This is a genomic window from Collimonas fungivorans, assembly GCF_001584145.1.
GTDB classification, from domain to species: Bacteria; Pseudomonadota; Gammaproteobacteria; order Burkholderiales; family Burkholderiaceae_D; genus Collimonas; species Collimonas fungivorans.
Genome location: NZ_CP013232.1, coordinates 4,578,541 through 4,591,551, shown reverse-complemented (window position 1 = coordinate 4,591,551; position 13,011 = coordinate 4,578,541). Strand labels below are relative to the sequence as shown.

11 protein-coding genes and 1 pseudogene are annotated in these 13,011 nt (G+C 59.4%); 10 read left to right on the top strand and 2 right to left on the bottom strand.

From position 1 onward, the window contains the following. Positions 1-48 precede the first annotated feature (48 nt). From CFter6_RS20145 to lpdA, 10 genes and pseudogenes are all read left to right on the top strand, one after another. The gene (locus tag CFter6_RS20145) at positions 49-576 is read left to right on the top strand and encodes a methylated-DNA--[protein]-cysteine S-methyltransferase (protein ID WP_061541431.1); all 528 of its coding nucleotides are present in this window, start codon (positions 49-51) and stop codon (positions 574-576) included. Further along, positions 573-1,511, top strand: coding sequence for a site-specific tyrosine recombinase XerD (xerD, locus tag CFter6_RS20140; protein ID WP_082814894.1), 939 nt, complete (start codon positions 573-575; stop codon positions 1,509-1,511). Before CFter6_RS20145 ends, xerD begins: the two co-directional genes overlap by 4 nt. A 136-nt stretch (positions 1,512-1,647) precedes the next feature. After that, positions 1,648-1,833, top strand: a complete 186-nt coding sequence (locus CFter6_RS20135) for a hypothetical protein (RefSeq protein WP_014007539.1) — start codon at positions 1,648-1,650, stop codon at positions 1,831-1,833. 114 nt (positions 1,834-1,947) lie between these two features. Further along, on the top strand, positions 1,948-2,433 hold the full coding sequence (gene ybaK / locus CFter6_RS20130) for a Cys-tRNA(Pro) deacylase (protein WP_061541430.1): 486 nt from the start codon (positions 1,948-1,950) through the stop codon (positions 2,431-2,433). A 37-nt stretch (positions 2,434-2,470) separates the two neighbouring features. Continuing rightward, positions 2,471-3,091 carry a glycerol-3-phosphate 1-O-acyltransferase PlsY gene (gene plsY / locus CFter6_RS20125; protein ID WP_061541429.1) on the top strand — a complete coding sequence of 207 codons (621 nt, stop codon included), beginning with the start codon at positions 2,471-2,473 and terminating at the stop codon, positions 3,089-3,091. Between the two features lie 62 nt (positions 3,092-3,153). Then, a complete protein-coding gene (locus CFter6_RS20120; protein ID WP_061541428.1) occupies positions 3,154-3,600 on the top strand; it encodes an excinuclease ATPase subunit in 447 nt (148 codons plus the stop codon). Between the two features lie 444 nt (positions 3,601-4,044). After that, positions 4,045-6,740, top strand: a pseudogene (aceE, locus tag CFter6_RS20115) (pyruvate dehydrogenase (acetyl-transferring), homodimeric type). Between the two features lie 141 nt (positions 6,741-6,881). Beyond that, a complete protein-coding gene (gene aceF / locus CFter6_RS20110; RefSeq protein ID WP_082814892.1) occupies positions 6,882-8,198 on the top strand; it encodes a dihydrolipoyllysine-residue acetyltransferase in 1,317 nt (438 codons plus the stop codon). 108 nt (positions 8,199-8,306) lie between these two features. Next, positions 8,307-8,900 (top strand): Ntn hydrolase family protein, encoded by a 594-nt coding sequence (locus tag CFter6_RS20105; RefSeq protein ID WP_061541427.1) that lies wholly within the window; start codon positions 8,307-8,309, stop codon positions 8,898-8,900. 74 nt (positions 8,901-8,974) lie between these two features. Continuing rightward, positions 8,975-11,071 (top strand): dihydrolipoyl dehydrogenase, encoded by a 2,097-nt coding sequence (lpdA, locus tag CFter6_RS20100; RefSeq protein WP_082814891.1) that lies wholly within the window; start codon positions 8,975-8,977, stop codon positions 11,069-11,071. Between the two features lie 178 nt (positions 11,072-11,249). On the opposite strand, the gene CFter6_RS20095 is transcribed toward lpdA, so the two are convergent. Then, entirely contained in the window at positions 11,250-11,732 is a 483-nt protein-coding gene (locus CFter6_RS20095) for a C40 family peptidase (RefSeq protein WP_061541426.1), read from the bottom strand. 17 nt (positions 11,733-11,749) lie between these two features. Continuing rightward, positions 11,750-12,958, bottom strand: a complete 1,209-nt coding sequence (locus CFter6_RS20090) for an acetylornithine transaminase (RefSeq protein ID WP_061542489.1) — start codon at positions 12,956-12,958, stop codon at positions 11,750-11,752. Positions 12,959-13,011: the final 53 nt, after the last annotated feature.

Sequence of the window (13,011 nt, the reverse complement as noted above, 5' to 3'; positions counted from 1 at the left end):
ACCGGAAAAATGCACGCTCGCACCTGTTCAACTACCGAATCTAGGATCATGAATATAATTTCAGATAGTCCGCTCAAGCGCGACGGCCAGCTTCCTGCGCAGCACTTCACTGCGGTAATCGCCGCGCCGTTCGGCGCGATGGGGATACGCACTGAAGCGGGCCTGGTCTACGAACTGGTCTATCTGCCCCCCTCCTTCCACGAAAAAGACGCCACCGACGCCCTGGCCGAGCGCGCCGTAAAACAGATCGGCCGTTACCTGGAGCAGCCGGATTTTCGTTTTGACCTGCCCCTGGCGCCGTTGGGCACCGTTTTCCAGCACAAGGTCTGGAAAACGATTGCAGCGATACCGCGCGGGGAAGTGCTCACTTACGGCCAGGTCGCCAAGCTGATAGGATCTGCCCCGCGCGCGGTGGGCCAGGCTTGCGGCGCCAACTGGTTTCCGCTGGTGATTCCCTGCCATCGCGTGACTGCTGCCGGCGGCATCGGCGGTTTTTCCCATCACGACGAGGCGGATGGCTTCCATTTGCGGGTCAAGCGCTGGCTGCTGGAGCACGAAGGCGTGGCCGGTCTGTGAGAAGGTCCAAGGCACAGAACGAAGCCAAACCGGCGCTGAGCGCGGAACATCAAACCGCGATTGACGAATTTTGCGATAACTTGTGGCTGGAAGACGGCCTCGCCAAGAATTCGCTGGAGGCATACCGGCGCGACATGACCCTGTTTGCGTTATGGCTGCAGGAACAGCCGGACGGCAAATCCCTGTTTGCAGTCCATGCCGGCGACCTGAATGCCTATTTCCTGGCCAGGCACGACAGCAGCAAGGCTACTTCCTCGAACCGCCGGCTGGCGGTGCTGAAGCGCTTCTACCTGCTGGCCTTGCGGCAAAACCGCATCGGCGCCGATCCTTGCCTGCACCTGCGTTCGGCCAAACAGGCGCCGCGCTTTCCCAAGATACTGTCCGAAGTCCAGGTGGAAGCACTGCTGGCTGCGCCCGACGTCGCCACGCCGCTAGGCTTGCGCGACCGCACCATGCTGGAGCTGATGTATGCCAGCGGTTTGCGGGTGTCCGAGCTGGTGCTGCTGAAATCGCTGGAGGTCGGCATGAACGAAGGCGTGCTGCGGATTACCGGCAAAGGCAGCAAGACCCGCCTGCTGCCGTTCGGCGAGGAGGCGCGCAACTGGATCGTGCGCTACCTGAAAGATGCGCGCGGCCAGATCATGAACGGACAGATGGACGATGCCCTGTTCGTGACCGCACGCGGCGGCGCCATGACGCGCCAGATGTTCTGGACCCTGATCAAGAAATACGCCGCCAAGGCCGCCATCAACGCACCCTTGTCGCCGCATACCCTTCGCCATGCATTCGCCACCCATCTGCTCAATCACGGCGCCGACCTGCGTGTAGTCCAGCTGCTGCTGGGACATGCGGATATCTCGACTACCCAGATTTATACCCATGTGGCGCGCGAACGCCTGAAGGCGCTGCATGCAGCACATCATCCGCGTGGCTGAAACGCGGTTGAAACTGCTGGGGGAGGATGATTTTATTGGTAATATGCAACTTTTTTTGGAGTTGAATTCTGCATCCTCCCAATTATTCTCCTGTATCCTGTAGTACATCATTCAAGAGTCTATTTAGGGGGCGCAATTGGCAAAAACGAATTTTCAGTATGAAAAACGGCAAAAAGAATTAGAAAAGAAAAAAAAGAAGGAAGAAAAGCTGAAGCGCAAGCTGGAGAAGGGTTCTTCCACCGAAGTTGAAACAGAGGACGGGGCCGAATCCGAACTGCCTGCGAGCGGCGAACCTGCTTCCGATGAGCCGAAGCAGCCCTAAGCGCTGCCAGTCCGGCCAGCGCAGATCAGCGGCAGGGATTGTCGCTGCATCGGGTCTGGCGACAGCATGATTTGCCGGCAGACGCTGCAGTCTGCTGCCCTCAAGTAACCCGGTATGACAAAACATATTTCAGAGACCCCGGCGACGCAATTCTTGCGCAAGCACGGCGCGGTCTTTTCAGAACATCCCTACGCATATGAAGAACACGGCGGCACCACGGTGTCGGCGCGCGCGCTGGGCGTGGACGAACACCATGTGGTGAAGACGCTGGTGATGCAGGACGAGGCGGCCAAGCCCCTGATCATCCTGATGCACGGCGACCGCAAGGTGTCGACCAAGAACCTGGCGCGGCAGATCGGCTGCAAGTCGGTGGAACCCTGCAAGCCGGAAGTGGCGAACCGCCATTCCGGCTACCTGATCGGCGGCACCTCGCCGTTCGCTACCCGCAAGGCGCTGCCGGTATACATCGAAGAGAGCATCCTGGCCTTGCAGAAGATATATATTAACGGTGGCCGGCGCGGCTACCTGATCGGCATGGCGCCGCACAATGTGGCTGAGCTGCTGCAGGCAAAGGCGGTCCAGTGCGCGCTGGACGAGTAGGCCCTGAACCAACCAAATACAAAAGAAAGAGACACGCATGTACATATTGTTATTCGCGATTGCCGCCTACCTGATCGGCTCGGTGTCGTTCGGCATCATCACCAGCAAACTGTTCGGGCTGGGAGATCCGCGCACCTACGGTTCGAATAACCCCGGCGCCACCAACGTCCTGCGCAGCGGCAACAAGACCGCGGCAGCCCTGACCCTGATAGGCGACGGTTTCAAGGGCTGGCTGGCAGTCTGGCTGACGCAACGATACGGGCCGCAATTCGGCCTTGGCGATGGTGCGGTGGCGCTGGTTGCAGTGGCTGTTTTCCTGGGACACCTGTGGCCTGTATTCTTCCGTTTCGCCGGCGGCAAGGGCGTGGCGACCTTGTTCGGCATCCTGATCGGCATCAGCCTCTGGCTGGGCCTGGCGACTATCGCGACCTGGTTGATCGTGGCTTATGCATTCCGCTATTCCTCGCTGGCTGCCCTGGTCGCCAGCGTCTTTGCGCCTTTCTTCTATGCCCTGATGGAAGGGCCGGACATGATCTTGCTGGCGATAGTGGTGATGAGCGCCTTGCTGATCTATCGCCACGCCAAGAACATCGGCAATCTGCTGGCCGGCAAGGAAAGCCGCATCGGCGCCAAGAAAAAGGGCGGCAAGGCGGCATGACAACAGCCGGAATCCGAATGTCCGGCGGCTGTTAATCTAAATTATTAATCCAAAGGGAAAAAATGAAAAAAACGATTTTGATGGCGGCCGCGATCGCCGGCATGTTGTTGAGCGCAGTACCTGCGCTGGCGGCTGACCGCACATTGATGTTGCCGGTGGCAGGAGCGCTGGCGGATAACGACGCCAAGGGCCGCCTGGGCGACAGCGTCAGGTTTTACTTTGGCAATCAGCCGACGCCAAAGGTACTGACGACGCTTGATAGCGAAAAGACCAGCCAGAAGACCAGTGCATTTGGCAAAACCGATGAGAAAGCCTGCAATTGGGTATTTCTGTCGGCGATGCTGCGTTTGCAGAAACACGCGCAGGATGTGGGGGCGAATGCGGTGGTCAATATTGTCAGCAACTACAACAATATAGAGCATGCAAGCGCCACCGAATTCGAATGCCATGCCGGTGCGATCATGGCTGGCGTGGCCTTGAAGGGCGAATTTGTCAAAATCGCCGAATAAAGCCGGCTAAAGACAGCCCTTAATCAGGCTAACAAGCGACATTGCATCCCGCCGAAGTCGTTTCCCGGACAAATAAAAAAGCGCTAGCCACCTCGGGTTTAGCGCTTTTTTACTTAGATTTCCTGTAGTTGTTATATCGAATTAGCTATAAGTGGGATTTTTATGATGTCCATATGCAATTATTGTTGCAATGCGCCATGAGAAATGTGTCCGAGATTTGGCTTTTCAATCCCATGAAGTTGGAAAGGGATAGGCGTCGTTTTATGTAAGTTCGTCTTGCTATGCAGCATATTTTCATATTGTGAAATCGAATATCGCTATTTGGAAATCAAAAAAACTCCTGTTAGAATTTGGCACCCGTCTACATAGTGACGTAGATGCTTGCGACCCAACCCGCCAGTCCGGTGCCAGATCGGACAAGCGCACATATTCAGGAGACTCAGCATGTCAGCCCAGCTCGACCAGGTTTTGGCCCAGGCCGCCAACGATCCAGATGTCATTGAAACCCAAGAGTGGCTGGATGCGCTCGAAGCTGTCATTGAAACCGAGGGCCCTGAACGCGCCCATTACCTGATGGAAAGAATGGTCGACCTGGCCCGCCGCCGCGGCGCCCAGATCCCGTTTTCCAGCAATACTGCCTACGTCAACACCATCCCTGCCCACATGGGCGAGCATTGTCCGGGCGACCTCGAGATCGAAGAGCGCCTGCGCTCATGGATGCGCTGGAATGCGATGGCGATGGTGGTCAAGGCCAACCGTCTCGACGGCGACCTCGGCGGCCATCTGTCCAGCTTTGCCTCGCTGGCCAACATGCTGGGCATCGGCTTCAACCATTTCTGGCATGCTCCTTCCGAAAACCACGGCGGCGACCTGCTGTACATCCAGGGTCACTCCTCGCCCGGCATTTACGCCCGCGCTTTCCTCGAAGGCCGCCTGACCGAAGAGCAGCTGCTGCATTTCCGCCGCGAAGTCGACGGCAACGGCCTGTCTTCCTACCCGCATCCGAAGCTGATGCCGGATTTCTGGCAATTCCCTACCGTATCGATGGGCCTGGGCCCGCTGATGGCGATCTACCAGGCGCGCTTCCTCAAGTACCTGCATGCACGCAGCATCGCCGACACCGCCAACCGCAAGGTCTGGGCCTTCTGCGGCGACGGCGAGATGGACGAACCGGAATCGATGGGCGCGATCGGCATGGCCGGCCGCGAACGCCTGGACAACCTGGTGATCGTGGTCAACTGTAACTTGCAGCGCCTGGACGGTCCGGTGCGCGGCAACGGCAAGATCATCCAGGAATTGGAAAGCGATTTCCGCGGCGCCGGCTGGAACGTGGTCAAGGTGATCTGGGCGCAGGCTGGGACGACCTGCTGGCGCGCGACAAGGAAGGCATCCTGCAGCGCGTGATGATGGAAACCGTCGACGGCGAATACCAGAACTACAAGGCCAAGGATGGCGCGTTCGTACGCAAGCACTTCTTCGGCAAGCATCCGAAATTGCTGGAACTGGTCAGCAAGATGTCCGACGACGACATCTGGCACCTGACCCGCGGCGGCCACGACCCACACAAGATTTACGCTGCTTTCAAGGTAGCGCAAGAACACAAGGGCCAGCCGACTGTGTTGCTGGTCAAGAGCATCAAGGGCTACGGCTTCGGCAAATCGGGCGAAGCGCGCAACACCGCGCACAACACCAAGAAGCTGGACGACGAAGCCATCAAGGCCATGCGCGACCGCTTCCAGCTGCCGATCTCCGACGAGCAGCTGCCGAACGTGCCGTTCTTCAAGCCGTCCGACGACACCCCGGAAATGCAATACCTGCACGCCCGCCGCAAAGCGTTGGGCGGCTACTTGCCGCAACGCCGCCAGAAGGCCGACGAAGAGCTGATAGTGCCGGAACTGTCGGCATTCAAGGGCGCGCTGGAACCGACTGCCGAAGGGCGCGAGATTTCCACCACCCAGGCTTACGTGCGTATCCTGAACACGTTGCTGCGCGACCCGAGCCTGGGCCAGCGCGTAGTGCCTATCATGGTCGACGAGTCGCGCACTTTCGGCATGGAAGGCCTGTTCCGCCAGATCGGCATTTTCAGCCAGGTCGGCCAGCTGTACGAGCCGGTCGATAAAGACCAGGTGATGTACTACCGTGAAGACAAGGCTGGCCAGATCCTGCAGGAAGGCATCAACGAAGCCGGCGGCATGAGTTCGTGGATTGCCGCCGCAACCTCGTATTCGACCAACAACCGGGTCATGATCCCGTTCTACACCTACTACTCGATGTTCGGCCTGCAGCGTATCGGCGACCTGGCGTGGGCAGCCGGCGACATGCGCGCCCGCGGCTTCCTGCTGGGCGGCACTGCCGGCCGCACGACATTGAACGGCGAAGGCCTGCAGCATGAAGACGGCCACAGCCATGTGCTGGCGTCGACCATCCCGAACTGCGTGCCTTACGATCCGACCTTCTCGCACGAAGTGGCAGTCATCATGCATGACGGCCTGCGCCGCATGGTCACCAACCAGGAAGACGTGTTCTACTACCTGACCCTGATGAACGAGAATTACAGCCATCCAGGCCTGAAGGAAGGCCAGGAAGAGGGCATCATCAAGGGCCTCTACCTGCTGCAGGAAGGCGGCAAGAAGAGCAAGCTGCGCGTGCAGCTGATGGGTTCCGGCACCATCCTGCGTGAAGTCATCGAAGGCGCGGCCTTGCTGGCCAGCGACTGGGGCGTCGATGCCGATGTCTGGTCGGCGCCGTCGTTCACCTTGCTGGCCCGCGACGGCCAGGATGTCGAACGCTGGAACATGCTGCATCCGACCGAAACGCCACGCCTGGCGCATATCACCCAGTGCCTGAAAGACACTGCCGGTCCGATCATCGTTTCCACCGACTACATGCGTACTTTCGCTGAGCAGGCGCGTGCTTTCGTTCCAGCCGGCCGCACTTACAAGGTGCTGGGCACGGATGGCTTCGGCCGTTCCGATACCCGCGCCAAGCTGCGTGAATTCTTTGAGGTCAACCGTTATTATGTGGCGGTGGCGGCATTGAAGGCGCTGGCTGACGAAGGCAAGATCAAAGCCTCGGTTGTCGCCGATGCGATTACCAAGTATGGTATCAATCCGGAGAAACCGAATCCGGTCACGCAATAAGGTACTGGTCTTGATAACTGGGCAATAAGCAGGTACTAAGACAGTATTAAAATTTCCACGGCTGTGCAGCACGGGCCTGAATTTTCTGAAAGGAAACTCAGGCCCGCGTTATACAGCGGGCAGAATGAATGGAGCTAAGCGATGAGTATGGTGGAAGTCAAAGTCCCGGATATCGGCGACGTCAGTGAAGTTGAAGTCATTGAATTGATGGTCAAGGTCGGCGACACGGTAAAGGTTGACCAGTCGCTGATCACGGTCGAATCCGACAAGGCCAGCATGGAAATCCCGTCCAGCCATGCGGGCGTGATCAAGGAATTGAAAGTCAAGCTGGGCGACAAGGTCAAGGAAGGCACTTTAGTGCTGGTGCTGGAAGCCGATGCTGGTGCAGCGGCGCCGGCCGGCGCTGCGGCCGCCGCACCAGCCGCTCCGGCTCCTGCGCCAGTCGCGGAAAGCAAGCCGGCGCCAGCCGCTCCCGCGCCGGCACCAGCGCCGATAGCAGCCCCGGCGCCAGCCGGCGGCAGCATCCCGCATGCATCGCCATCGGTGCGCAAGTTTGCGCGCGAACTGGGCGTTGACCTGGGCAAAGTGGCCGGCACCGGCATCAAGGCCCGTATCACCCACGAAGATGTGCAGAATTACGTCAAGGGCGTGATCTCGGGCGCAGCCAGCGGCAGCGCTGCTGCTTCGGGCAGCAAGGGCGGCAGCGGCGTCGGACTGGACCTGCTGGCATGGCCGTCGCTGGACTTCAGCAAGCAGGGCCCGACCGAATTGCTGCCGCTGTCGCGCATCAAGAAGCTCAGCGGTCCGAACCTGCACCGCAACTGGGTCATGATCCCGCACGTCACGCAATTTGACGAAGCCGATATCACCGAACTGGAAGAATTCCGCAAGCAAGCCAACGACAGCTTCGCCAAGGCCAAGTCGCCGGTCAAGCTGACCATGCTGGCGTTCGTGATCAAGGCCAGCGTCGCCGCGCTGAAGAAATTCCCTGCGTTCAACGCCTCGCTGGATGGCAAGGGTGAGAACCTGATCCTCAAGCAGTACTACAACATCGGTTTTGCCGCCGATACGCCGAACGGCCTGGTAGTGCCGGTGATCAAGGATGCAGATAAAAAAGGCATCAGCCAGATCGCCCAGGAAATGGGTGAATTGTCTGCCCAGGCGCGCGACGGCAAGCTGAAGCCGGCCGACATGCAAGGTGCGACTTTCACGATTTCATCGCTGGGCGGCATCGGCGGTACGGCGTTTACGCCTATCATCAATGCCCCTGAAGTCGCCATCCTGGGTTTGTCGAAAGCTTCGATGAAACCGGTCTGGGACGGCAAGCAGTTCGTGCCGCGCCTGATGATGCCGACCTCCCTGTCCTACGACCACCGCGTGGTCGACGGCGCCATGGGTGCGCGCTTCAGCGTCTACCTGGCCGAAGTGCTGGCCGACATGCGCAAGACACTGTTGTAATGTAGGGTGGGCACTCCGTGCCCACGCGCTGTAACCGTAACACGCGCATCCGCGTGGGCACGGAGTGCCCACCCTACGGGTCAATTGGCATACAGATGGAGAGCAATTATGACTACCTGCGTTGTCGTCAAAAAAAATGGGCAGATCGCGATTGCATCGGACTCGCTGGTGACTTTCGGCGATACCCGTTTGTCGCATGCTTACGAAGTCAACAACAAGATTTTCCAGATCGGTGAATCGTACATCACGCTGGCCGGCACCGCCGCCCATTTCCCCGTGATGCGCAAGCTGCTGACGGCGATGGGCGAAGAGTGCAAGCTGAATAGCCGCGACGAGGTGTTTGACACCTTTTCCAAGGTGCACACCATCCTCAAGGACCAGTATTTCCTGAACACCAAAGAGGATGAGGACGACCCTTACGAATCGTCGCAGATCACCGCCCTGGTCGCCAATCCTTACGGCATCTTCGGCGTGTATTCCTATCGCGAGGTGTTCAGCTTCGATCGTTTCTGGGGCATAGGCAGCGGCCGCAATTTTGCCCTGGGCGCGATGTATGCAGTGTATGACAAGGACGTCAGCGCGCAGCACATCGCCGAGGTAGGGATTCATGCCGGCGTTGAATTCGATAAAAGTTCTGCCATGCCCTTGCGCATCCACAGTTTTGAAATGAAATCCCCGCCTAGCGCCCCGCCTGGCGCGTAAGCGGAACAGAGCAGCGGCACACAGCACATAACAATTTTTCCTCCCGACGGAGGAGCGAGCATGGAGCAAACGCTATGAGTATGGTTGAAGTCAAGGTCCCGGATATCGGCGACGTCAAGGATGTAGAAGTCATCGAACTGATGGTCAAGGTCGGCGATACCGTCAGGGTCGACCAGTCGCTGATCACGGTCGAGTCGGACAAGGCCAGCATGGAAATTCCATCGAGCCAGGCCGGCGTCATCAAGGAAATCAAGGTCAAGGTAGGCGACAAGGTCAGCGAAGGTTCGCTGGTGCTGGTGCTGGAAGCCGCCGGCGCCGCAGCCGCCGCGCCAGCTGCAGCACCGGCGGCGCCGGCTCCGGTTGCTGCCGCAGCAGCGCCTGCAGCCGCGGCACCTGCTGCGTCGGGCGCCGCCAGCATCGTCGAGATCAAGGTGCCAGATATCGGCGATGTCAAGGATGTCGATGTCATCGAGCTGATGGTCAAGGCCGGCGACAGCGTCAAGGTCGACCAGTCGCTGATCACGGTCGAATCGGACAAGGCAAGCATGGAAATTCCTTCCAGCCACGCCGGCGTGATCAAGGAAGTCAAGGTCAAGGTGGGTGACAAGGTCAGCGAAGGTTCGCTGATACTGGTGCTGGAAACTACCGGCGCTGCCGCGCCCGCAGCGGTGCCTTCTGCTCCGGCAGCTGCTCCTGCGGCGCCTGCCGTGGCCGCTCCCGCCGCCGTCAGTTTCGCCGGCAAGGTCGATATCGAATGCGACACCATGGTGCTGGGCGCCGGTCCCGGCGGTTATACCGCGGCCTTCCGCGCCGCCGACCTCGGCCAAAGCGTGGTGATGATCGAACGTTATCCCAGCCTCGGCGGGGTTTGCCTGAACGTCGGCTGTATCCCGTCCAAGGCATTGCTGCATGCCGCCAAGGTGATTACCGAAGCGGAGGAAATGGCGCATTTCGGCGTCAAGATGTCGGCGCCGGAAATCGATATCGACGCCTTGCGCGACTGGAAGGAAAGCGTCATCAAGAAACTGACCGGCGGTTTGTCTGGCCTGTCGAAGGCGCGCAAAGTGCAGGTACTGACCGGCAAGGGCGAATTCAGCTCGGCCAACACGATCACCGTCGCCACTGCCGACGGCCCGAAAGTGGTCGGCTTCAAGAACGCGATCATCGCCGCCGGTTCATCGGTGGCCCGCATTCCTGGCTTCCCTTACGACGATCCGCGCCTGATCGATTCCACCGGCGCGCTGGAACTGCGCCAGATCCCGAAGAAGCTGCTGGTCATCGGCGGCGGCATCATCGGCCTCGAAATGGCTTGCGTCTACGACGCGCTGGGTTCGAAGGTAACCGTGGTCGAATTTGCCGACGGCCTGATTCCGGCGGCCGACCGCGACGTCGTCAAGCCGCTGCAGAAGCGCATCGAGAAACGCTACGAAGCGATTTACCTGAAAACCAAGGTAACCAAGCTGGAAGCCCTGAAAGAAGGCCTGCGCGCAACGTTTGAAGGCGCCGACAGCAGCTCTCCCGCGGCGCCGGAACCGCAACTGTACGATATGGTGCTGGTGGCCGTGGGCCGTCGTCCTAACGGCAAGGAAATCGCCGCCGAAAAGGCTGGCGTGGTCGTCAACGAACGCGGTTTCATCCCGGCCAACAAGCAGCAGCGCACCAACGTTTCGCACATCTTCGCCATCGGCGATATCTGCGGCGATCCTATGCTGGCCCATAAAGCCACCAATGAAGCCAAGGTTGCCGCCGAAGTGATCGCCGGCCACAAGGTCGAGTTCGATGCCATGACGATTCCTTCGGTGGCTTACACCGATCCGGAAATCGCATGGATGGGTCTGACCGAAACCGAAGCCAAGGCCAAGGGCATTCCTTTTGAAAAAGCCAATTTCCCGTGGGCGGCAAGCGGCCGCGCACTGGCGATGGGCCGCGACGACGGCATGACCAAGCTGTTGTGGGATCCGAGCACCAAACGCATCATCGGTGCCGGCATTGTCGGCGTGAATGCCGGCGAGCTGCTGGCGGAAACTGTGCTGGCGATGGAAATGGGGGCCGACCTGGAAGACCTGGCGCTGACCATCCATGCCCATCCGACCTTGTCGGAGACGCCGATGTTTGCGGCCGAGATGGGGCTGGGTACGATTACCGACCTGTTCATTCCAAAGAAAAAATAAGCAGGTGGTAGGGTGGGCACTCCGTGCCCACGCGGATCGCAAATTTTGCCGGTGTCGCCTATCTCCATTCAGAGTGGGCAGGAAAACCTGCCCACCCTACAAAAAAACGCCGCGCCGATTTGCATCGGAGCGGCGTTTTTATTATTGCGTGTCAGACGGCGGCAAACAGCCGCGGTAGTTAGTCGAAGTATCTGCGGACCGCTTCAAAGCGCGCCGCATAATAACTGTTGTCGAGACGGTCGATGCGCACCTTGCCGTTGGTCGACGGTGCATTGATGAAGCGGCCATCGCCGATATAGATGCCAACATGCGAAAATGCGCGATGCATGGTGTTGAAGAACACCAGGTCGCCCGGCCGCAGTTCGGCCTTGGTGATGGAGCGGCCCTGGCGCGCTATGTCGGCCGCGCTGCCGGTGACCTTGAGGCCGGCCGCCTGGCGGTAGACATAACTGACCATGCCGCTGCAATCGAGCCCGGCTTCCGGATTCTTGCCGCCGAAGCGGTAGTTGGTGTCGATCAGGCCCAGCGAGTAGATGACGATATTGTTGCCCTTGTCGCTGATCGGCGTGTTGTCCTCAGAGCCGGGGCGGACCGAACCGGTGCCGCCGCAGGCTGCCAGCAACAAAGCCAGGCAACAGATAAAGAGATTTCTGATCGTCATCAAGCACTCACCTTTATTCAATCTTGTTTCTTGATCTGGCTGATCACGTCCGACAGCATCGCAATCATCTGGTCGATTTCCGCAATCGTCACATTCAGCGAAGGCATGAAACGCAGCAGGTTCGGCCGCGGCGAATTCAGCAACAGCCCGACTGGATTCAGGTCGCGCGCGATATCGACAATCTGCGGGCCGATGTCGCTGCCCAGTTTCAGCGCCCGCAGCAAGCCTTCGCCACGTTCGCCTTCGAGCCCGTGTTTCGCGGTAAGTTTCAACAATTCGCTGCTCAGGTAGGCGCCCTTGTCTTTCACTGACTGCAGGAACCCCGGTTCCAGCAAGGTCTTGATCACTGCAACGCCGACCGCCGTCATCAAAGGATTGCCGTTGTAAGTGCCGCCCTGGTCGCCGGCCTCGAAGCAGGCGATCTCTTCGCGCGCCAGCAGGGCCGCCAGCGGCACCCCGCCGCCTATGCCTTTGCCGAGGGTCATGATATCCGGCGTGATGCCCGACAGCTGGTAAGCGAACAGTTCGCCGGTGCGGCCCATGCCGGATTGCACTTCATCGACGATCAGCAGGATGCCGCGCTTCTTGGTCAGTTCGCGCAAGCCTTGCATGAATTCTCGGCTGGCCGGAATCACGCCGCTTTCACCTTGCACCGGCTCCAGCATGACCGCCACGGTCTTGTCGTTGATCAGGCTCTCGACGCTGGCCAGGTCGTTCAGCTCGGCTTTCGGGAAGCCCGGCACTTGCGGCGCAAAAATGGTGTCCCAGCCAGGTTTGCCGCTGGCCGACATGGTCGCCAGCGTGCGGCCGTGGAAGCTGTGGTTGAAAGTGATGATCTCGAAGCGGTGCTGCCCCGCCTGGTTCGGATTCTTCTTGCCCCACTTGCGCGCCAGCTTGATCGCGCCTTCGTTGGCTTCGGCGCCGCTGTTGGTGAAGAACACGCGGTCGAAACAGGAGTTGGCGGTCAGCAGGCCGGCCAGTTCGATCGAGGGTGCGTTGTAGAAAGCCGGCGAAGGATTGAGGATCTTCTTGGACTGGGCCAGCAGCGCATCCTGGATGCATTGCGGCGAATGGCCCAGGGCGTTGACGGCCCAGCCCTGCAAATAATCCAGGTAGCGCTTGCCGGTGTGATCCGTCATCCACATGCCGTCGCCTTCGGTAAACACCAGGGGCGGGCGGTTGGTGATGAACATCAGGTCGTTAACCGGGTATTCGCTGAATTCCACGCCATGTGCCATATGAGTACTCCTATCCTAAATAAGGGCAAAAAAAAACCACA